Origin of the sequence: Thalassoroseus pseudoceratinae (genome assembly GCF_011634775.1) — a bacterium.
Lineage (GTDB): Bacteria > Planctomycetota > Planctomycetia > Planctomycetales > Planctomycetaceae > Thalassoroseus > Thalassoroseus pseudoceratinae.
In genome coordinates this window covers 195,248-214,468 of record NZ_JAALXT010000006.1, presented here as the reverse complement: position 1 = coordinate 214,468, position 19,221 = coordinate 195,248, and the positions used below count along the sequence as shown (strand labels likewise).

At 55.4% G+C, this 19,221-nt stretch carries 21 protein-coding genes; 16 read left to right on the top strand and 5 right to left on the bottom strand.

The genetic code is table 11. The features are described 5' to 3' along the window. The first annotated feature begins 95 nt into the window (after window positions 1-95). Genes hisF through G6R38_RS21440 form a run of 3 tightly spaced genes read left to right on the top strand, consistent with a single transcriptional unit; the run spans window position 96 to window position 2,831 of the window. On the top strand, window positions 96-953 hold the full coding sequence (gene hisF, locus G6R38_RS21450; RefSeq protein WP_166830832.1) for an imidazole glycerol phosphate synthase subunit HisF: 858 nt from the start codon (window positions 96-98) through the stop codon (window positions 951-953). 19 nt (window positions 954-972) lie between these two features. After that, window positions 973-1,626 carry a Uma2 family endonuclease gene (locus tag G6R38_RS21445; protein WP_166830831.1) on the top strand — a complete coding sequence of 218 codons (654 nt, stop codon included), beginning with the start codon at window positions 973-975 and terminating at the stop codon, window positions 1,624-1,626. 59 nt (window positions 1,627-1,685) lie between these two features. Next, window positions 1,686-2,831, top strand: coding sequence for a type IV pilus twitching motility protein PilT (locus G6R38_RS21440; protein ID WP_166830830.1), 1,146 nt, complete (start codon window positions 1,686-1,688; stop codon window positions 2,829-2,831). Between the two features lie 87 nt (window positions 2,832-2,918). On the opposite strand, the gene G6R38_RS21435 is transcribed toward G6R38_RS21440, so the two are convergent. Beyond that, window positions 2,919-3,938 carry an ion channel gene (locus G6R38_RS21435; RefSeq protein ID WP_166830829.1) on the bottom strand — a complete coding sequence of 340 codons (1,020 nt, stop codon included), beginning with the start codon at window positions 3,936-3,938 and terminating at the stop codon, window positions 2,919-2,921. 42 nt (window positions 3,939-3,980) lie between these two features. Then, complete coding sequence (locus tag G6R38_RS21430) at window positions 3,981-4,574, bottom strand: LOG family protein (protein ID WP_166830828.1); 594 nt, start codon at window positions 4,572-4,574, stop codon at window positions 3,981-3,983. Window positions 4,575-4,692: 118 nt separating this feature from the next. On the opposite strand from G6R38_RS21430, the gene rnpA reads away from it, so the two are divergent. From rnpA to G6R38_RS21405, 5 genes are all read left to right on the top strand, one after another. Then, window positions 4,693-5,073, top strand: coding sequence for a ribonuclease P protein component (gene rnpA, locus G6R38_RS21425; RefSeq protein ID WP_166830827.1), 381 nt, complete (start codon window positions 4,693-4,695; stop codon window positions 5,071-5,073). A gap of 38 nt (window positions 5,074-5,111) precedes the next feature. Next, window positions 5,112-5,306 (top strand): membrane protein insertion efficiency factor YidD, encoded by a 195-nt coding sequence (yidD, locus tag G6R38_RS21420; RefSeq protein ID WP_206028688.1) that lies wholly within the window; start codon window positions 5,112-5,114, stop codon window positions 5,304-5,306. 270 nt (window positions 5,307-5,576) lie between these two features. Beyond that, window positions 5,577-6,923: an ATP-dependent protease ATPase subunit HslU gene (hslU, locus tag G6R38_RS21415; RefSeq protein ID WP_166830826.1), complete on the top strand. Its 1,347-nt coding sequence runs from the start codon at window positions 5,577-5,579 to the stop codon at window positions 6,921-6,923. A gap of 102 nt (window positions 6,924-7,025) precedes the next feature. Next, window positions 7,026-8,147: an aminopeptidase gene (locus G6R38_RS21410; RefSeq protein WP_166830825.1), complete on the top strand. Its 1,122-nt coding sequence runs from the start codon at window positions 7,026-7,028 to the stop codon at window positions 8,145-8,147. A gap of 68 nt (window positions 8,148-8,215) precedes the next feature. After that, complete coding sequence (locus G6R38_RS21405) at window positions 8,216-8,740, top strand: zinc finger domain-containing protein (protein WP_449353779.1); 525 nt, start codon at window positions 8,216-8,218, stop codon at window positions 8,738-8,740. Between the two features lie 166 nt (window positions 8,741-8,906). Here G6R38_RS21405 and G6R38_RS21400 read toward each other — a convergent pair whose 3' ends face one another. After that, window positions 8,907-10,442 carry a YifB family Mg chelatase-like AAA ATPase gene (locus G6R38_RS21400; RefSeq protein WP_166830823.1) on the bottom strand — a complete coding sequence of 512 codons (1,536 nt, stop codon included), beginning with the start codon at window positions 10,440-10,442 and terminating at the stop codon, window positions 8,907-8,909. A gap of 171 nt (window positions 10,443-10,613) precedes the next feature. Further along, complete coding sequence (locus G6R38_RS21395) at window positions 10,614-11,996, bottom strand: AAA family ATPase (protein WP_166830822.1); 1,383 nt, start codon at window positions 11,994-11,996, stop codon at window positions 10,614-10,616. Window positions 11,997-12,362: 366 nt separating this feature from the next. On the opposite strand from G6R38_RS21395, the gene larC reads away from it, so the two are divergent. The 3 genes from larC (at window position 12,363) to G6R38_RS21380 (ending at window position 15,090) form a co-directional block, all read left to right on the top strand. Further along, on the top strand, window positions 12,363-13,676 hold the full coding sequence (larC, locus tag G6R38_RS21390) for a nickel pincer cofactor biosynthesis protein LarC (RefSeq protein ID WP_166830821.1): 1,314 nt from the start codon (window positions 12,363-12,365) through the stop codon (window positions 13,674-13,676). Between the two features lie 26 nt (window positions 13,677-13,702). Further along, entirely contained in the window at window positions 13,703-14,188 is a 486-nt protein-coding gene (locus tag G6R38_RS21385) for a hypothetical protein (protein ID WP_166830820.1), read from the top strand. Between the two features lie 143 nt (window positions 14,189-14,331). Continuing rightward, window positions 14,332-15,090 (top strand): SDR family oxidoreductase, encoded by a 759-nt coding sequence (locus G6R38_RS21380; RefSeq protein ID WP_240928322.1) that lies wholly within the window; start codon window positions 14,332-14,334, stop codon window positions 15,088-15,090. An 86-nt stretch (window positions 15,091-15,176) separates the two neighbouring features. On the opposite strand, the gene G6R38_RS21375 is transcribed toward G6R38_RS21380, so the two are convergent. Continuing rightward, complete coding sequence (locus G6R38_RS21375) at window positions 15,177-15,749, bottom strand: cob(I)yrinic acid a,c-diamide adenosyltransferase (protein WP_166830819.1); 573 nt, start codon at window positions 15,747-15,749, stop codon at window positions 15,177-15,179. A gap of 142 nt (window positions 15,750-15,891) precedes the next feature. On the opposite strand from G6R38_RS21375, the gene G6R38_RS21370 reads away from it, so the two are divergent. The 5 genes from G6R38_RS21370 (at window position 15,892) to G6R38_RS21350 (ending at window position 19,177) form a co-directional block, all read left to right on the top strand. After that, window positions 15,892-16,440 (top strand): DUF2752 domain-containing protein, encoded by a 549-nt coding sequence (locus tag G6R38_RS21370; protein ID WP_166830818.1) that lies wholly within the window; start codon window positions 15,892-15,894, stop codon window positions 16,438-16,440. A gap of 91 nt (window positions 16,441-16,531) precedes the next feature. Then, a complete protein-coding gene (locus G6R38_RS21365; protein ID WP_166830817.1) occupies window positions 16,532-17,200 on the top strand; it encodes a hypothetical protein in 669 nt (222 codons plus the stop codon). Window positions 17,201-17,329: 129 nt separating this feature from the next. After that, window positions 17,330-18,004: a hypothetical protein gene (locus tag G6R38_RS21360; protein WP_166830816.1), complete on the top strand. Its 675-nt coding sequence runs from the start codon at window positions 17,330-17,332 to the stop codon at window positions 18,002-18,004. A gap of 106 nt (window positions 18,005-18,110) precedes the next feature. Beyond that, on the top strand, window positions 18,111-18,581 hold the full coding sequence (locus tag G6R38_RS21355; protein WP_166830815.1) for a hypothetical protein: 471 nt from the start codon (window positions 18,111-18,113) through the stop codon (window positions 18,579-18,581). Between the two features lie 35 nt (window positions 18,582-18,616). After that, window positions 18,617-19,177 (top strand): methyltransferase family protein, encoded by a 561-nt coding sequence (locus G6R38_RS21350; RefSeq protein WP_166830814.1) that lies wholly within the window; start codon window positions 18,617-18,619, stop codon window positions 19,175-19,177. Window positions 19,178-19,221: the final 44 nt, after the last annotated feature.

Genomic DNA, 19,221 nt, shown 5'->3' with positions numbered 1-19,221 from the left:
GTTTGGGTTACGATTCGTCTTGCGATCACTCGTTGACCACGCCGGTTCGTCGAGTAAAATGAAGTTTTGGACGTATCTCAACAAACGAAGTCGCCATGCTTGCCAAACGGATTATTCCTTGTCTCGATGTTCACGCCGGTCGGGTGGTGAAGGGGATCAACTTTGTCAACCTGCGGGATGCGGGCGATCCCGTGGAAGTTGCCGCTCGGTATGAGTCCGAAGGGGCTGACGAGTTGGTGTTTCTGGATATCACCGCCAGCCATGAGGAACGCGAGATCATCCTTGATGTGGTCCGTCGGACGAGTGAAGTGATTTTCATGCCGCTCACGGTCGGGGGCGGAATTCGCACGTTGGACGACATCCGCACGCTGCTCAAAGCCGGTTGTGATAAAGTTTCAATCAACTCCGCTGCCGTGAAGACACCAGAGTTTATCCGCGAAGCGGCGTTGCGATTCGGCAGTCAGTGTATTGTGGTGAACATCGATCCGCGGCGGGTGCCGATCGATAACGAACCGGCCGAGATGAAAGACAAGTGGCCGGAGCATCTTCAAGTCCGTCCGCATGCCAGTCGCGATGGGCAATCGGAAGTCTACTGGGACGTGCACATCAACGGCGGTCGGTTGCCGACAGGGTTGGATGCCGTCGCTTGGGCGAAGGAAGTCGAACAATTGGGAGCGGGCGAAATTGTTCTCACCAGCATGGACGCCGATGGCACGAAAGATGGTTACGACATCGAAATTACGCGGGCAGTTTCGGATGCGGTGACGATTCCCGTCGTGGCCAGCGGCGGTTGTGGTTCGCCGGATCACATGGTGGAAGCCCTGACCGACGGCAACGCCAGTGCCGCTCTGGCCGCTAGCATCTTCCATTACGGGGAATACACGATCGACGAAACCAAACGCCAACTCGCTGCCGCCGGTGTGCCGGTGCGATTGGAAACGGTCCTCTCTTGAATCGGAAGGTCAACACGCCATGAGTTCGACCGAATCGCTGACGGACATCGATTACCCCGAATCGGACGGCCAACCGATGGGCGAGACGGAAATCCATATCGAATGGATGATTCGGTTGCGTGACATTCTCAAGTTGCGATACCGCGAACGACGAGTGTACGTCGGCAGCAATTTGCTGGTCTATCCGGAAGAGGGGGTGCCGCGAAATTTCGTGGTGCCGGATGTGTTCGTGGTTAAGGACTGTGAACCCGGACGACGGCGAATCTTCCAGACATGGGTCGAAAATCGCGTCCCGAATGTTGTGTTCGAGATCACATCGCGTTCGACCCGGCGACAGGACAGCATTTTCAAGCTCCGCCAGTACGCGGAAATGGGGGTGGCGGAATACTTTCTGTTCGACCCCACATCCGATTATCTCTCTCCAGCGTTGCAGGGATACCGGTTGGTTGACGACGAGTATGAACCAATCGAAGCCAATTCCGCCGGCCGCCTGGAGTGCCGCGAACTCGGCCTTGATTTGGCGCTCTCCGAGGAACGGCTACGATTGTTCGACTCGATTGAGCGTCACGAGTTGTTAACCGAAGCGGAAACGGAAGCCCATGCCCGCGCCGAAGCGGAAGCTGAGGTCGAACGGTTGCGAAAATTACTGGATGAACGAGACAATTCGGCGTAATCTAATAGCGTCGCGACAACAATATTCTTCCCCCAATCGGGTTTCTGAGGATTCACGTTATGGTTTTGGCATCGGAATGGACCGAATCGACCTTTGAACCGGGCAAAGAAATCGAGATCGACAAGATCTTTCGGCTGGCGATCAAGCACGGTTGCTCCGACATTCACCTGCAAGTTGGTCGTCCGCCGGTGTTTCGGATCAAGGGGGCACTGCGGGAATTGCAGATGGACCCGATCGACAATGACAAAATGATCGAACTTTGCTTCCCCATGATGGACCAACGGAACCTGGACATTTTCCACCGTGATGGCGGGGCGGACTTCGCGAAGACGATGATTTCCGACGGTGAACCGTGGCGGTTCCGGATCAACCTGATGACCCAACTCAGCAAAGTCGGGATGGTGGCCCGGAAAATCGAACGCTCGATTCCGCCATTCGAAAAATTGTTTCTTCCGCCGGTCATGGAAGAACTTTGTAAATACGATCAAGGCATGGTGTTGCTCGCCGGGGTGACGGGGTCCGGGAAATCGACCACCATTGCGTCGATGCTCGACTGGATCAACCAGAACTACCGGAAACACATTCTAACCATCGAAGACCCGATCGAATTTGTGTACACCTCCGATAAGTGTCTCATCAATCAGCGGGAAATCGGGCAGGATGTGATCGACTTCCACGTGGCGATGAAACACGCGGTGCGGGAAGACCCGGACATCATGCTGGTGGGGGAAATGCGTGACCGCGAAACATTCGAAACCGCGATCCACGCTGCCGAAACCGGTCACTTGGTGTTTGGGACGATTCACGCGAGTTCCGCACCAGGGACGATTGCCCGTATTCTCGACCTGTTCCCACCGATGATGCACAAAGCCATTCGCGCGACGATGGCGATGAACATGAAAGCGATCGTCGGTCAAAAACTGCTCAAAACGATCGTCGATGTGCCTTCGCGGGTGCCGATCGTGGAAATCATGCGGTTCAACCCGACCGTCCGCAAATTGGTTCGGGAAGAAACCGACGAAAAACTTGCGGCGGCGATTCGCATCGGGAAAGACGAAGGGATGCAGCAATTCAACGACAGTCTGAAATCCTTCATCGACCGAGAATTTATCAGCCGAGCGGATGCCTTCGAAATCTCGCCGAATCCCGACGAACTCAAGATGATGCTCAAAGGGATCGACGTCAAAGCGGCGGCGATTCTGTAAACGCAGTCGAATTACGACCGAAGAACACGCGAATTCCTCAAGACGGTTGCCAGATCACGTTTCGATCGGCGACCGTCTTTTCGCTTGTTAGCAGCGTTGATCGTCGTCGATACCCCAACCATCCATATCGCAAAGCATGATTAACCGTTTTCGCTTCGGCAGATATTCTGCGGTGGCGGCTTGAAATTCCTTGTCCGAGACAACTTTGAGATCGTGGTTTTTCAGGACCTCGAGCGATAGGGAGTCTGGAAATTCATCTGAATTGCCATCCTCGGGACTGGCGACTCCACTGTCGGTTAAATCGACATAATTGTCGATTGTTCGCTCGGCCAAACGGAGTAGGCTTGCCGGTGGACGGTCTTCGATGTTAGTTCCTTTGCCAACAAGAAAAATCGAATCGGAAAGCAAGAGAATCGCCCGGCTCGTCGATTTATCGGGAGAGGGGCTGTGAAAGAAGTGGAGGATCGGATACGCCAAATGCCGATGGGAGAGTTGGTCTACCCGGCTCAGAACACTATTCAAAATATAGTTGTCCAACGTGCCACGCGATCGTCCGACCCAGGCCGCTTCGATGAATTCATCGGTGCATTGACCGACTCCAAAGATGGCTTCAGCGGTTTGTTTGCGTTCGATCCCTGCCGAGAGCACCGGGAGAAAGTACGACAAGGCCGTGGTGATGACGAGGGTTGCGGTCAACGACGCCAGATTACTGATCAGGGTCCAGGGAAATGTCGATGGCACGTAGTCGCCGTAACCCACCGATGAAAGTGTCGTTCCGATAAAGTAGAACTTCTGCATCAGATCCGTCGCCGCGCCGGTCGAGTTGCTAATGACGGAGTCACGGTGGACGGCGAAAATCAAATACCAGCCCGCGCTGAGCAACAGATACCACAGCAAGATCACCCCGATCAACATCGCTGGACCCGTCAAACCGAGGATGCCGTGAATCGACCGGCGTCGATGAATCCGTAACAGAGCCCCCCAGATGTTTTGCGTCCACCAGTTGGTCAGCGGCCCGCCACCTGACGTGCTTAACACCGTGATGAACGCGTCCCATACCACCAGCAGGATCAATGCGCCCGCAATTCCATAAATCAGCACAGACATCAAATCACACACTCCGTCAGTCAAAACCGATCGCTCTTCAATTCACGTCTCGTCTCGGTCGATCCACTTATTCTGCGGTGTCGGTTGCCAATTGGCGAGGCACACAAACAAATCGGAGACCGAGTCAGCGGTGAGGACCATTTGGTGATGTTCCAGGCGTAGGAAACGATCGTTTTCAGCTCGCTGGAACAATGCCAACAGTGAATCATAGTAACCGGCGACGTTTAGCAAACCGCATGGTTTGTCGTGCACGCCAAGTTGATTCCATGTGAGCACTTCGCAGAACTCCTCGAACGTGCCGAATCCACCGGGCATGGCGACGAACGCATCGGCCAGTTCCGCCATTTTCGCTTTCCGCTGGTGCATGGTTTCAACGACGATGAGTTCCGTCAGCGATTGGTGGGCCACTTCTTTCTTGAGCAATGCTTCGGGGATCACGCCGACGACCTCACCACCGGCGTCCAGCACCGCATCGGCAATCACACCCATCAGGCCAATGTTTCCGGCCCCGTAAACCAATCGCATCCCCCGCCGGGCAATCTCGCCACCCAATTCCTGAGCGGCCTCCTTGTAGACGGAATCCGCTCCCAAACTGGAACCACAAAACACGCACAACGCTTTGATTGGCTGACTCATCTGACTTGTGTCCTGACGTTGTTCAAAGATTTCAGCGAACCGAACGATAGTTGAGCGACTCGGGAAGTGCTAGCATATGATCGTGCATTCCCCGATGGACTGATAAAGTGAACTGACGATGACTTCTCCCCATTTCGGCATTTCGAAAGACCAACGGTTGCGGCGGTCGCAGGACTTCGCCCGCATTTATGCCGGTGGCGTGCGGGCGGCGGATGCTCACTTGCTGATTTTTGGAGGCATCAATCCGACAGGGCAGACGCGGTTTGGTTTGAGTGTTTCTAAGAAGCATGGAAATGCGGTCCGGCGGGGACGACTCAAACGGTTATTGCGGGAAGCGTTTCGGTTGTCGCAGCACGACTTGCCAGCCGGAATGGACATGATTTTCATTCCTCGTCAGAACTCCGGGGCCACACTGGCAGATTATCAACGGTCGCTTAAGTCAACCGCGCGTCGGCTAGCCAAACGGTTGCCGTCCGTTGATCGGGATGCCAAGTCGTGAGTTTGCTCCGGGGAATTCAGCGATTAATCGCGGCCGTGATGATTGGCCTCGTGCGGGGATATCAACGCTTCATTAGTCCGTTGCTCGGTCCTTCGTGCCGGTTCACGCCGACTTGTAGTGAGTACTTCATCCAAGCCGTCCGAAAGTACGGCATCCTTCGCGGAACGTGGCGGGGAGTCATGCGGATTCTGCGGTGTCACCCATTTCATCCCGGTGGCTACGATCCGCCGTGAGCGATGGCCAGACGAAATTCCACATATCAAGCTCAACGCATTTGACAGGAATCCCAGGTGAAGTCGCGATTCGCCAGTTTGTCCCCACCGATTCCCAAGGTTCATTGTTGCAATTGAGAGGAAAACGTGGCACAATCGGTGGCTCAAATAACCCCCCAAGCCTCGTCGGACTCTCCGCAATTTAGTTCGGCGAGGCCTCTTCATGCGCGATGGAATCCGTTAAGATCGGGAGTTGCTTCCAATTACTGACTTCTGACCATCGAATGACTCATGATCGAACTCACTCCCCGCGAAATCGTCGCCCGATTGGACCAACACATCGTCGGTCAACACGACGCGAAACGTGCCGTTGCCGTTGCCTTGCGGAATCGTTGGCGTTGGAGTCGGCTCTCGCCGGAGATTCGCAAGGAAGTCACGCCGAAGAACATCATCATGATCGGCCCGACCGGTGTTGGGAAAACCGAGATCACTCGCCGTCTCGCCAGCTTGACGGGGGCTCCGTTCATCAAAGTCGAGGCGACGAAATATACCGAAGTGGGTTACTACGGGCGTGATGTCGAAAGCATGATTCGCGATCTGCTCGATGCGGCCATCAACTTGGTGAGCGACAAGAAACGCGAGGAACTTAAGGACAAGGTCGGTGATCGGGTCGAGCAACGCCTTCTAGATGAACTCATTCCGCCACCGGATTTCTCAGGAACAACAGAAGAAGAAGTGGCCGCTGCTCGCGAACGTCATCAGCGTACCCGCGAAAAGTTTCTTGGGATGCTCCGCAACGGGCAGTTGGAAGATCGGGAAGTGGAAATCAATGTCGAGCAACGTGGCAACAGCGTGCAAGTTTTCGGTCCGATGGGCATGGAAAACATGGACATCGATCTCCAAGGCATGATGGACAAACTGGTTCCCAAGCAAAAGAAGAAGCGGAAACTTCCCGTCAAAGATGCTCGGCAGGTCCTCACAGATCAGGAAGCCGAAGCCATGATGGACCAGGACGCCGTCCATGAGGAAGCCATTCAACTCGCCGAACAAAGTGGGATGGTGTTCATCGACGAAATTGACAAAGTCTGTGGCAGCGAGCAAGGGCAACGCTCTGCTGATGTCTCCCGACAAGGTGTGCAACGCGATCTGCTTCCGATCGTCGAAGGGACGACGGTTCAAACCCGTTATGGGTCCGTCCGGACCGAGCACATTTTGTTCATCGCCGCCGGAGCGTTTCACCGTTCAAAACCGTCGGACTTAATGCCGGAACTCCAGGGGCGTTTTCCGATTCGCGTGGAACTCAGCGACCTCACGCAAGCCGACTTTGTTCGTATCCTCACCGAGCCAACCGGGTCGCTCACGAAACAATACACGGCTTTGCTGAAAACGGACGGGGTCGAATTGGAGTTCACTCAGGACGGCATTGAAGCTCTCGCGGACTACGCCTACCGTGTGAATCAAACCACGCAAAACATCGGTGCCCGTCGCCTTTACACCATGACGGAACGTCTCTTGGAAGATGTGAGTTTCCGTGCTCCCGACGACGGTTCGATGAAGATCGTGGTGGATGCCGATTTCGTCAAACAGCGGTTGCAGTCTGTTGCCGAAGACGAAGACCTCAGTAAGTTCGTCTTATAGACGAATTGATATGTTTCAAAGAGTGGACAAGTTCTAGTGGTCGGCTAGGACACGTCCTAGCACGATCTGACTTGTACTAGCCAAAACAATCAAGAGAAGACCATGCAAGACCCGCGAATCAAGACTCTCGCAAAAACACTGCTTGATCATAGTTGTCGGATCCAAGCCGGTGAGACAATTCTAATTGAAGCGATTGATCTTCCTGAACCGAACCTAGTTTGTCAGCTTGTCGAACTAGCAGCCGAACGCGGGGCGATTCCGCTAGTCACCTGGAAGAATAATGCGATCTTGCGAAGTCTGTACAAGACGGGTAGCGAAAAACAGATGGCATTGATTGGTCAACTTGAAGCCGATCGGATGTCGAAATGCGATGCCTACATCGGTGTGCGTGGATCGGCAAACTCCAATGAATTTGCCGACGTTCCTCAAGACAAAATGGGACTCTATCAGGAGCATTGGTGGAAGCCGGTGCATATCGAAGTTCGGGTCCCGAAAACTCGCTGGGTCGTACTACGATACCCCACACCATCGTTTGCGCAAGCCGCGAATATGAGTACCGATGCCTTTGAAAATTTCTACTTCAATGTCTGTACGACCGACTATGCCAAGATGGCGGAAGACCTAAAACCCCTTGAAGAACGGATGTTAAAAGCCGACGAGGTCCACTTAACCGCGCCGGGGACCGATCTTAAGTTTTCGATCAAAGATATCCCTGTGATCCCGTGTACCGGGCAGTGCAATATTCCCGATGGAGAGATTTTTACAGCACCGGTTCGCGATAGCGTCAACGGCACGATCGCCTATAACACTCCGTCTCGTTATCAGGGTGTTGTCTATCAAGGCATTCAGTTCCGTTTTGAAAACGGAAAAATTGTTGAGGCGACCTGCGACAACGAACCTGAGAAGCTTAACGCCGTTCTCGATTCCGATGAAGGGGCCCGATATATCGGCGAATGGTCGCTCGGGACAAATCATAATGTGAAGCATCCAATGCTAGACACGCTCTTCGATGAGAAAATCGGTGGGAGTTTCCATCTCACTCCTGGCAATGCATACGACGACGCCGACAACGGCAATCGAAGTCGTGTGCATTGGGACTTAGTGTTGATTCAAACTCCTGCCTATGGTGGTGGAGATGTGTATTTCGATGGCGAACTCATCCGCAAAGACGGGCGATTTGTTCCCGACGATCTGCAACCATTAAATGTAGGACTCGACGACTAGAACAGTACATTGTCAATAGTGGTGATTTCCAATATCAGCTAGGCAATGTCGATGACTAGGGTAGGGCTGTGAGACTCGAATCCATTTCATGTAATAGTTGTGGAGCGCCTCTGGAGGTTCCGGAAGGGGCGAACTATGTGACTTGTACGCACTGTGATTCGCGACTTGCAGTCCACCGAACTCAGAATACGCGATTCACGGAAGTGATCGACGATCTTCGTGAGCAAGTCGCTAAACTCACAAAACATAAGGACATTGAAGCACTCGATCGGGAATGGGAGGCCGAGCGGCAATCGCTGATGATTACCGGCAAGCACGGCCATACCCATGTGCCGACCAAGGGTGGGACTGTAATCGGCGGGGTCGTCATCTCAGGTTTCGGAGTCTTGTGGACAATCTTCGCGTTCGGGATCACTTCACAGATTCCCGTCGGCTTTGCCAAAATCTTTCCGTTGTTCGGGGTGATCTTTGTCACGGCGGGGATCGCAATGAGCATTCACGCGTATCGAAAAGCCGAGCTATACGAACAAGCAGAACGACGATATCGACAACAACGTGCCACACTCCTCAGTCGACTCGAAGGTCAAGAGTGAGGGTTTTGAGACAACCAATGCTATTTGCACCGATCAATGCCACGAGAAGACGAACACGATTTCGCTCTTTCGGTGAGTGTGTCTTTTCAAACTGGCTGAGAGAGGATAAGTCGCGTTTGGATTGCTTTAGGTTGTAGTTTGGTCGGCGGAAACTCGGCGCAGTGGGCTACTGCCAATATCGACGATCAAGCGTCCGATAATTGATCGCTTCGGAGAGATGGATTGCCGTGATTTGGTCTTGCTGATCAAGGTCGGCGAGTGTGCGACTGATCCGGAGGATCTTGTCGTGAGCCCGGGCGGAAAAGCCCATCTCTTCCATGGCATTCTTAAGGAGCGTTTCGGCGGCAGATTCGAGACGACAAAACTTGCGAATCTGACGGGGAGCCATCTTGCCGTTGAGAAGGTCAGGGTGCTCGTGGAACCGCTTGCGTTGGATTTCTCGGGCGGCAACAACTTGTTCGTGCATCTGCTCGCTCGTGGTCCCCGTTGTCGTGTTCGATAGTTCGCGAAATGGGACGGGGGGGACTTCAATGTGAATATCGATGCGGTCGAGCAGCGGTCCACTAATGCGATGAATATAGCGTTCAACTTGCTGAGGGCTGCACTGACATTGCCGACGAGGATCACCGCGAAATCCACAAGGACACGGGTTCAACGCGGCGACGAGCATGATGTTGGCGGGGAATGTGATGCTGCCGATGGCGCGGGAGATTGTCACGGTGTTTTCTTCGAGCGGTTGTCGAAGTACTTCCAACGTACGTCGGTTGAACTCGGGTAGTTCGTCGAGGAACAAAACTCCGTTGTGAGCCAATGAGATTTCGCCGGGACGTGGCGTGCTGCCACCACCGACCAAACCGGCTTCGCTCACCGTGTGGTGTGGGGTGCGGAATGGGCGAAGGACGATTAGTGATTGCTCGGTCGGCAAGCGTCCGACGGCACTCCAGATTCGTGTTGTCTCCAAGCTCTCTTCCGAGGACAGACGAGGGAGAATTGTCCCGAGTCGCTGAGCCAAAAGCGTCTTTCCAGTGCCCGGCGAACCAATCATCAGCAGGTGATGGGCGCCAGCTGCGGCGACGGTGACGGCACGTTTGGCCATCTCTTGGCCTTTGACATCGGAAAAGTCGATGGGGTATCGGCCGAGCTCGGAGACAGCGTTCGTCCAGGAAAATTCGACGGGATCGATGGGCAACTCGCCAGTGAAAAAGCCGACAGCTTCCGCGAGTGAACCAACCGCGATGACTTCCAGTCCCTCGACCACGGCAGCTTCGCGGGCATTTTGGATCGGCACGACAATTCCGGTGCAACCCTGCTGTCTCGCGGCGACCGCCATCGAGAGGGCACCGTTGACCGGTCGCAAGGAACCGTCCAAAGCCAATTCGCCCGTGGCGGCGTAGTTGTCGAACCGGTCCGATGTCAATTGCCCACTGGCGGCGAGGATGCCTAGCGCAATCGGTAAATCAAAACCGGCGGCGTCTTTCGGGAGATCGGCTGGTGAAAGGTTGATAACGATTCTGTCAATCGGCCGCGTGTAGCCACTGTTGATGAGGGCTCGCTCGATGCGGTGGGTGCTCTCCCGAACGGCCGCCTCCGCCAAACCGACAAGTGTGGTCTTCGGCATAGCCGCCGGCGAGATATCAACTTCCACCTCAACGGTTTTCGCGTCGATCCCGAATAGGGAATACGTCAGCAATTTCGCCAGCATTCGAGCTTCGCCTTGATGAACTCGTGATCATCCATTGATCATTGTGCGGCGAGGCGAACGCGACTGCAAGCAAGCCGGATTGATGCCGGTTCGCGAAAACTGTGTCGGTGGAGTTTGTCGGCGCGTTCAATTCGGTCGGCATGCGGCGAAAACGCTCGAACAGGACTCGGTCTAACTCACGCTGCCGACGGCGAAGTAGTTTCTGGCGGCGGCGTCGATGATTTCCGGTGTGACAGTACTCGACAATTGATGGAAGCGTTGGTAGTTCCGCATCAGATTGAGCAGGTCGCGGGGTTGGCAGAAGCGGAAGGTGCGGCCGACGGCTTTGTAGTGCTTCTCGACGAGATATTGAATCTGCGATTCGTCGCACTCCATGCCCATCTTGGTGGCGAGTTTTCCAAAGAGATTGACGAATTCCGATTCGTCCGGGTCGCGGGCTTCAATTTTGTACGGAATGCGGCGGAGGAAGGCTTCGTCGACGAGTTCTTCAGGGGCGAGGTTGGTTGCGAAGACGAGCAGTTGCTCGAACGGCATTTTGATCTTCTTGCCGCTGGGGGTATTAAGGAAGTCGTATTGTTTTTCGAGCGGTACGATCCACCGGTTGAGCAGTTCGGTGGTGCTCATGCGTTGGCGACCGAAGTCGTCCACGACGAGCGTTCCGCAGTTACTCTTGAGTTGCACGGGCGCTTCGAGCACACCAGTGGAGTTGTCGACACAAAGTTCCAGGCTTTCCATCGTCAGCTCACCGCCGACAACCACAGTCGGTCGTTCGATGCAGACCCATCGAGCGTCGACCTTGGCATCTTCGCCCAGATATGGCGGTGTTGCGGTTTCGTGCATTGTCGGGTCGAACAGTCGGACGATTTCGCCACCGATGCTAATGGCCCTGGGAAGCCAGATGGTTTTGCCGAAAGCCTGCGTGAGCCGTTCGGCCATACTGGTTTTCCCGTTCCCTGGGTTGCCGTAGAGGAACACCGCCGCCACCGACATCAACGCCTGACCGAGTTGGCTGATGACCTCGGAACCGAGTTGCAAGTCTCCGAGTGCTTTTCGCAGCGAGGCTTCCGTGGGTCGTTCCCGCAACAGGGATTGTTTGGTAACGCTGTCGCGGTACTCCTGCAACGGAACCGGAGCGGCTCCGAAGTAACTGCTGCGTTTCATCAACAAGCCGGCCCGTTCGTAGCCTTCCGGGGTGAGTTCGTGTTCGTAGTCGTTCACGCCGGCGGACCGTCGGTAGGCCACCAGTTGTTCGCTTTTCATGCGGCGGAGTTGGTCGTTGACGATCGCGAACGGCAACCGAACTTGCTCGGAAACTTTCCGAGCCGACGCCACACCAGCGTTGAGCAGAAACTTCAACGCAAGCGCTTCGATCGTGGGTTCCGTGACGCCAGCGGACTTTAAATCCCTGGGTTCTCGCGGAAACCAAGCCATTGGCGGCGTCGATGAATGCTCTGTCTGCGCCTGTGGCAACGGGCACGTTTGTGTCTCTTGCGTGTCCATCCCGGTCGATTGGCGAAGTTCGGCAATCAGGCTGGAAAGGTCTTCGCTGAGCATGGAATTCTCACTGAACGGAGGTGACGGACTCGGTATCCAAACAGAGTGTTTCACTCAGTGGAAAACAGGTGCAAACGGAAATTTTGGGGACTGTCAAGCGGCCAACTTCCGGTTCGGGAAGTTGCAAGGAGTGCCAACGGTGCGGGTTATGTCGAGACGCACACGGAGCCATGGCCTTGGTCGATGTGATTGAAGTCCAGTAGTACAGTAGGTCACGGAAAGAGGGAGTCAAAAAGAACCTGCTCGGAAGGAGTTTTGACCTTGGTACTCGTTGGGTGGGCAGGTAGAATTCACCGGTTTTGACGTTTCTACTTTTCGACGGCGAAACGATCGCTCGTTCGATTCTGGCTGAGAGTTGGGTGCCTCGTGCGGATCGCTTATTTGGATTGTTCGACCGGGATCAGCGGCGATATGACGCTATCCGCCCTGATTGATGCCGGTGTGCCGGCGGAGGCGATTCAATCCGCAATTGCCTCGCTGGGCATCGACGGTGTGCGGTTGCACGTGGATACGGTCGTCAAAGGCGGTTTCAAAGCGACGTACGTGCGGGTCGAACATCCCGAGCAACACGCCCATCGGCATTTGGCCGACGTGCATGAACTGATCGATGGTGCGACGGAGCTCACCGATCGGCAACGCGACCTCGCCAAACGCTTGTTCGGGCATGTGGCGCGAGCGGAATCGACGGTTCACGGCATGCCGATCGACCAGGTGCACTTTCACGAAGTCGGTGCGATTGACTCGATTGTGGATATTGTCGGGGCAGCGGTGGGGTTCGATTTGCTCGCCGCTGAACAAATCGTGTGTTCTCATGTTCCGACCGGCCGCGGGCAGATTTTGATCGATCACGGCGTTTGTACGGTTCCGGCACCGGGAACGGCGGAACTTCTGAAGGGCATTCCGCTGACCGATGTGCCCGTGGAAGCCGAATTGACAACGCCCACCGGGGCGGCAATTTTGACGACGTTTGTCGATCGGTTCACACCAGGTTTGCCGGAAATGCGGATCGAATCCATCGGCTACGGAGCCGGCACCAAGGATTTCCCGCAACGTGCCAACTTGCTGCGGTTGTTCGTCGGCACGGCGGTTGCGTCGGATGAAGTCGATCAAGTGGCGTTGTTGGAAACGAACCTTGATGACGTTTCGGGCGAAGTCATCGGATTCACAAAACGGAAGCTGTTCGACGCTGGTGCATTGGACGTGTACTCGACGGCGATCCAAATGAAAAAAGATCGCCCCGGTATTGTTTTGAGCGTGTTGTGCTCACCGGCGAAGGTCGACGAACTCGAATCGATTTTGTTTGAAGAAACCGGCACTTTCGGGGTGCGACGGCATTTGCTGTGGCGATCCAAACGCACGCGGAAACCGCACACCGTGGAAACAGTCTTTGGGCCGGTGCAGGGGAAACTTGGGTTCCGACACGGCAACCAAGCGATTTTCACGCCGGAATTCGAAGACTGTGCAAAAGTCGCCGAGAAACAGGGGGTACCGCTGCGGGACGTGTACCGAGCCGCCGAAGCGAATTTCGATGCCGCCAGTGTTTTGCCAACGGGAAGCGGTTCGGGGGACCATCACCACGATCATCACACCCATGATCACGATCATTCCCACGACCACGATCACCATGGCCACTCCCACGATCATGACCATCACGGACACGATCACGACCACCATAATTGACCCACCTCACCGGCAAGGATGCCCCGATGATTTCAGATTTTCTCGACGGACAAACCCTGTTCGCATTTGGTGTTGTGTTGCTGACGGTCACGATGATGCGAATGTCAATCCGCCGTCGCAAAGGACTTCACAAGACTCCCGAGACGTCCATTTCCGCCAAGGAAGTGGCTCCGGTTCAAGCTGCGAGTGAGCGGCTGGACGAACTCGAAGTCCGGCTGCACGATTTTGACCGTGAAATCACCGGACGCGTGGAAACGACGTTGGCGTTGTTGGATCGCCTGATCGAAGAAGCCGATCACGAAATTGTCCGCTTGGAAACGCTGCTTGAGAAAACGTTGCCATCGAACCGATCCGGCGTTGAATCGACACCACGAGACCGCGAGGTCGTGCGGCAACTGCGAACCGCTGGTTACGGTGTGCAGGAGATCGCGGAATTGACGGGGTTGTCGATCGTCGAAGTCGCTCGCTTGTTCGATGGCCGTGACGACGACGAGGCACGACGAGCCGCCTAAAGTGTGCCACGGCTCTGTGAGCCATGTTTGCCAATGGGAAACTTTGCTCAGCACGGCACCCGTTGGAATCATTGGCGTTCCGCTGGCGATGCCGCTATAACGATACCATTTCATCCAAGTGTTTTGATGGATTGGTTGAGGACGTGTTGGAACTGTTTCAGTTAAACGGTCGAGTGGCATTGGTGACAGGGGCGAGTCACGGGTTGGGTCAGGCGATGGCCTGGGGGATGGCTCAAGCCGGGGCGGATGTGGTGAACGTTTCGCGGCAAGACACCGCCGGCGAGACTCGCGAACTTGTCGAAGGTGAAGGCCGTCGGTTTCTCGACTTGCGTGCGGATTTGTCAGAACCCGAGCAACGAGTCGGTCTCGTGCAGAAGGTTGTGGACGAGTTCGGACGGATCGACATTCTCGTCAACAACGCGGGGCATGCCGAGCGATTCGTGCCCGAGGAATATCCGGTTGAGAACTGGTCGAAACTGCTGGCGGTCCACTTGGATGCGGCGTTCGATTTGTCTCAGCAGGCCGCCCAGTTCATGTTGAAACGGGGACGCGGGAAGATCATCAATATCGGTTCCGTCTTGAGTTTCGAAGGCGGTTGGCACATCCCGGCTTACGCGGCGGCGAAGCATGGATTAGCCGGTCTGACGAAGTCGTTGGCTACCGGCTGGAGTGCCCAGGGCATCAACGTGAACTGCATCGCGCCGGGGTATTTCGATACCGATCCTCCCAACGGCTTACGAAACGATCCCGTTCGCGGACCGCAAATTCTTGATCGCATCCCATGTGGACGATGGGGGCAACCGGACGAGATCGCACCGCTGGCAGTTTTTCTGGCGTCCGATGCCTCGAATTATATGCACGGCAGCGTGGTCCCGATCGACGGCGGTTGGCTGGCACGGTGAGCAGATGTCAAGACGTGAGGGGTAAGGCGTGAGGCGTGGAAAACGGCCTTCGTTCGCCTGACTCCTCACCCGTTACGTCTTGCACATTATTTCCCCTGCGGTTGCCACAACACATCGGCTCGGCCTTCGTCATTCGTCAAGCGTGCCCAGACGAAAAGCAGGTCGGACAGGCGATTCAGGTACACTGAGACTTGGGCGTTGACGGGTTCCTGTTGAGCGAGTGCAACGATGCCGGTTTCGGCACGACGACAGACGGTGCGGGCATGGTGCAAATGAGCCGCCGCCGCGGTACCGCCGGGGAGAATGAAACTCGTGAGCGGTTCGAGCCGTTCGTTGGCTTCGTCGATCCATTGTTCCAGCCGTTCGATCGGACCAGCCGCAAGACGCAATGGTGGGTGTTCGGCGTTGGTTTCGTCGGGGCGGATCGGCACACACAAGTCGGCTCCGACATCGAAAAGATCATTTTGAATCTGCCGAAGTCGGGATGCGAGCGGCTCGGGTAAGTCGGTGGTCAACGCAACGCCGATCACTGCGTTCAATTCATCGACGCCACCGTAGGCCAAAATTCGCAAGTGGGTTTTGGGGACGCGTGTGCCGTCACCCAGGGCCGTGTGCCCGTCGTCTCCGGTTTTGGTGTAGATGCGGTTGAGATAAACCATGGGATTTGGTTCCGATGTTTCTGGTTTGTTCGTGAAAAGGTGTGCCGAGGTTCTGTCGGCTGTGTTTTCTGGGGGGATTGCTTAGCACGGCTCATAGAGCCGTGGTCCCCGGGGGAGAGCCGTGGCACCTGGAGTTGTAGGTTTGCCGATTGGGACCGGCGACAACATTCCGTTATATTCAAAAATGCTCTTGCAGCGAATGGGCGAAACCGGTAAGACTCCCGCACTCTCTCAAATCTCAATGACAACTCACTCGGAATTCGCTGAACGACCTCGGCTTGGGCGTCTTGAGCGCGGTTTGCTGCTTTCTTGGAGCATCACACTCGTGCTGTGTTTCGCCCTGGCAGCGTCGATGGATCCCGATCCGCGAGGATACGGAACCCACGAGCAACTTGGTCTGCCGGCGTGCTCCTTTTGGGAAATCACAGGTCGTCCCTGTCCGGGGTGCGGCATGACAACCAGTATATCGTTATTCGTTCGTGGCCGATGGATCGATTCCATGCGGGCCAATGTCGGGGGACTGGCATTGGCAGCGGCGTGTCTGTTCCAGATTCCCTGGGCTGGATACATCGCTTGGACCGGTCGGTCGCCTCGTCGATTTCCACCTGCCAGCGTTGCCATTTGGACTTGCGGATTGGTCTTCATTTTGGCCGGTCTCCAATGGTTGCCACGGTTTGTGGGAATTCTATGAACGTACGGCAACTCCACTCTTCGATTTTCAATTTGGCAATCCTATGCTACGGACGCACGGAAGCGACCGCCGATCTTCGACCGCATGGCCAATGCTTGTGATTTGTCTCGGCATGGTCACTGCGATTGTCGGCTGTGGGCCGGTTGTAATGATCAACAAAATGGTCTTCGGCGACCCCGAAATTGACAGCCCCTTCAAACTTGCCACCGGCGTCGACCTGACGGAAGGCAAGCACAAAGTCATCATCATCTGCGATGCCCCCTCGGCAATCCGCGATGGAGATATGACCGGTTTGAGCCATCAGTTGGTCGAAACGCTCACGCGGCAACTTCAACGCGAAGGCGTGAAGGTCGTCGAAAGCAACGATGTCCGCGACTGGATGGACGACAACGGCGGGCGGCTCGACGATCCTCGTGATCTGGCCGACGAATTCGATGTCGATTTCATCATTCACGTCGATTTGTTGAGTGTGAGTTTCTACGAGGAAAACAGTCCTGATCTGTTCCGCGGACAAGCCCACGGTGACTTGATCGGCTATCGCGTGGAAACAGAAGACGACGAAGACAGCGATGAAGGCGAACGCCGAATGGCGCGACAAGTCTTCTCCAGCGGGTTCGGTTCAACGTATCCCGAATTCAGTCCGATTCCGGCATCGCAGGTCGATTCGCCACGAATCTTTCAACGTCGGTTCGTGCAACGCCTGGCCAGTCAGTTAGGGCATATCTTGCACGACCACACCGCCGGAACCGAAGTGTTCTAGAACAATCGACCCCAACCCAACGCATCACGATTTCACCAGCGGTAGCCGCGAAAACCCAAAGTTTGGGCGGCATGGTCTGAGACTCGGCGAGGATCGAGGATCGTAGATCGAGGATAGAAGGAAACAATCATGGTCTTCGCAGAAGTTAACGGACGACGCCTAAGTTTGATGCTGTTGGCATCGGTTCTGACCGTCGGCACACTCTCGGGCTGCAACTTGTTCATGCTCGGTGCGTATCTGATTGGTGGTCCGCCGTCGATCGAACCGGCCTTCGATGGAGAAACCGGTCTCTCGATGACCGAGAAAGACATCAAGGTTGCCGTCGTGTGTACCGCACCGCCCGATGTGCAGCTTCAGTTTTCGCATATCGATGCGGACTTGGCGAAGTATGTCGCCATGCGAATGCACCTCAAGAAGATTCAGGTCATCAATCCGGACCGTGTGAACGACTGGCTCGACCGCAATCCCGATTGGGACACGCCCGAGGAACTCGGAGCGAAATTCGAGGTGGATTACGTCGTGTATGTGGAGCTGAAGGATTTCAGCCTTTACGAAAAGAACAGTGCCGAACTGTTCCGCGGCCGTTCCGATGTGATGGTGTCGGTGTGGAAGATGGAAGACGACGAAGGCGAGCAGATTTTCAGCCGAGACGTCGAATCGGTGTATCCGCGGGCGGTCGCTCGTTCGTCGTATGAAACGAAGTACACAAGCTTCAAACGCGAATACCTCGAAGTGCTCAGCGACGACATCGGCAAAAACTTCTACGAAACCTATCACGGCGACGACATGATCAACGCGAACTGATCGCGGCTCGAAGTTTGGAATCGAAAAAGGAAGACAGAGGATCGCGGCGGGACAATCCGCTATGATTCTTTGGCTTCCTTTTTCTCATTTGAGATTTCGAATTTCCATGTCCAGTTTGCCTCCCGAACGTGCTTCACGATGGTTGCGTCGTTTGTTGCGACTCAACGCCGTTGTGCTGATGTTGGCGTTCCCCGCCGTTGTGTTGCCGGATGTATGGATGAATTCGGCAGCGATCACGATCGGACTTGGCGAACTGTCCGACACACCATTGTTCAATTACCTCGCACGCACGCTATCGGCGTTATACGGCATGTGCGGGATAGCGACTTGGATTCTCGCGTCGGATCTGCCCCGCTACGCACCGCTTGTCAAACTCTGGGGGTGTAGTGCCATCGCGGCTGGTGTTGGCTTCACAATGTTGGACCTGATCGTCGGCATGCCGGGAGTTTGGGCGGCGATCGAAGGCGGCTATCTGCTTCCGACCGGTGCATTCGTGCTCTGGCTCGATGCTCTCCGAACCCGAACGAACGACCCGCTGGTTGACGTACAGGCTCCACTTTCAGAAAGTGGATCGTGAACCGTGTCGGAACCAAGAAGCCCCATGAGTCGTCGATGAAGAATGTTTGGAAAGATGTCCGTGCGATTGTGATTCTCCCGGGCACGGCGATTATCTTCATGCCGCTGTATTTGTGGTGGCGATTTGGTGTCGATCCGTTCGGGCTGTGGCAGGAACATCGTCCGTGGGCGATTGGGCTCGCCGTGGTTGGTACCGTCTTCGTGCTCGCCGGACTGCGGTTGATCGCCGCCACGATCGCCATGCTAAGAGCGATCGGCAACGGCACGATTGCACCTTGGGACCCAACCGAGCGGCTGGTCGTCAATGGGATTTATCGGCATGTTCGCAATCCGATGATCTCCGGTGTCTTCGCGGTCATTCTGGGCGAAGCGTTGATCACGGCATCGCCGGCGGTGTTCTTGTGGTTAGTTGTGTTTGTCGTCGGTAAATCGATTTACATTCCGCTGGTCGAGGAACGCTCGCTGCGTCGCCGTTTCGGAAACGACTACGACGAATTTCGTGCCGCCGTCCCCCGCTGGATTCCCCGTCGCACCGCTTGGCAACCCAGTTGGAGCGAGTCACGGACCCCGGCGAATTCTGGAGAAATCTGCCGCTAGTACTTGATCGAATCGCAGGACCACGTTCAACTTGTGTGGACTAT

Excerpts from the sequence above, each read along its gene's own strand:
- hslU (WP_166830826.1), top strand. The coding sequence starts at position 5,577 with ATGATCGAACTCACTCCCCGCGAAATCGTCGCCCGATTGGACCAACAC.
- G6R38_RS21395 (WP_166830822.1), bottom strand. The coding sequence starts at position 11,996 with ATGCTCAGCGAAGACCTTTCCAGCCTGATTGCCGAACTTCGCCAATCG.
- G6R38_RS21365 (WP_166830817.1), top strand. The coding sequence starts at position 16,532 with ATGCTTGTGATTTGTCTCGGCATGGTCACTGCGATTGTCGGCTGTGGG.
- G6R38_RS21430 (WP_166830828.1), bottom strand. The coding sequence starts at position 4,574 with ATGAGTCAGCCAATCAAAGCGTTGTGCGTGTTTTGTGGTTCCAGTTTG.
- yidD (WP_206028688.1), top strand. The coding sequence starts at position 5,112 with ATGATTGGCCTCGTGCGGGGATATCAACGCTTCATTAGTCCGTTGCTC.
- G6R38_RS21440 (WP_166830830.1), top strand. The coding sequence starts at position 1,686 with ATGGTTTTGGCATCGGAATGGACCGAATCGACCTTTGAACCGGGCAAA.
- G6R38_RS21375 (WP_166830819.1), bottom strand. The coding sequence starts at position 15,749 with ATGGTTTATCTCAACCGCATCTACACCAAAACCGGAGACGACGGGCAC.
- rnpA (WP_166830827.1), top strand. The coding sequence starts at position 4,693 with ATGACTTCTCCCCATTTCGGCATTTCGAAAGACCAACGGTTGCGGCGG.
- G6R38_RS21410 (WP_166830825.1), top strand. The coding sequence starts at position 7,026 with ATGCAAGACCCGCGAATCAAGACTCTCGCAAAAACACTGCTTGATCAT.
- G6R38_RS21360 (WP_166830816.1), top strand. The coding sequence starts at position 17,330 with ATGGTCTTCGCAGAAGTTAACGGACGACGCCTAAGTTTGATGCTGTTG.
- G6R38_RS21385 (WP_166830820.1), top strand. The coding sequence starts at position 13,703 with ATGATTTCAGATTTTCTCGACGGACAAACCCTGTTCGCATTTGGTGTT.
- G6R38_RS21435 (WP_166830829.1), bottom strand. The coding sequence starts at position 3,938 with ATGTCTGTGCTGATTTATGGAATTGCGGGCGCATTGATCCTGCTGGTG.
- hisF (WP_166830832.1), top strand. The coding sequence starts at position 96 with ATGCTTGCCAAACGGATTATTCCTTGTCTCGATGTTCACGCCGGTCGG.
- G6R38_RS21350 (WP_166830814.1), top strand. The coding sequence starts at position 18,617 with ATGAAGAATGTTTGGAAAGATGTCCGTGCGATTGTGATTCTCCCGGGC.
- G6R38_RS21400 (WP_166830823.1), bottom strand. The coding sequence starts at position 10,442 with ATGCTGGCGAAATTGCTGACGTATTCCCTATTCGGGATCGACGCGAAA.
- G6R38_RS21445 (WP_166830831.1), top strand. The coding sequence starts at position 973 with ATGAGTTCGACCGAATCGCTGACGGACATCGATTACCCCGAATCGGAC.
- G6R38_RS21355 (WP_166830815.1), top strand. The coding sequence starts at position 18,111 with ATGTCCAGTTTGCCTCCCGAACGTGCTTCACGATGGTTGCGTCGTTTG.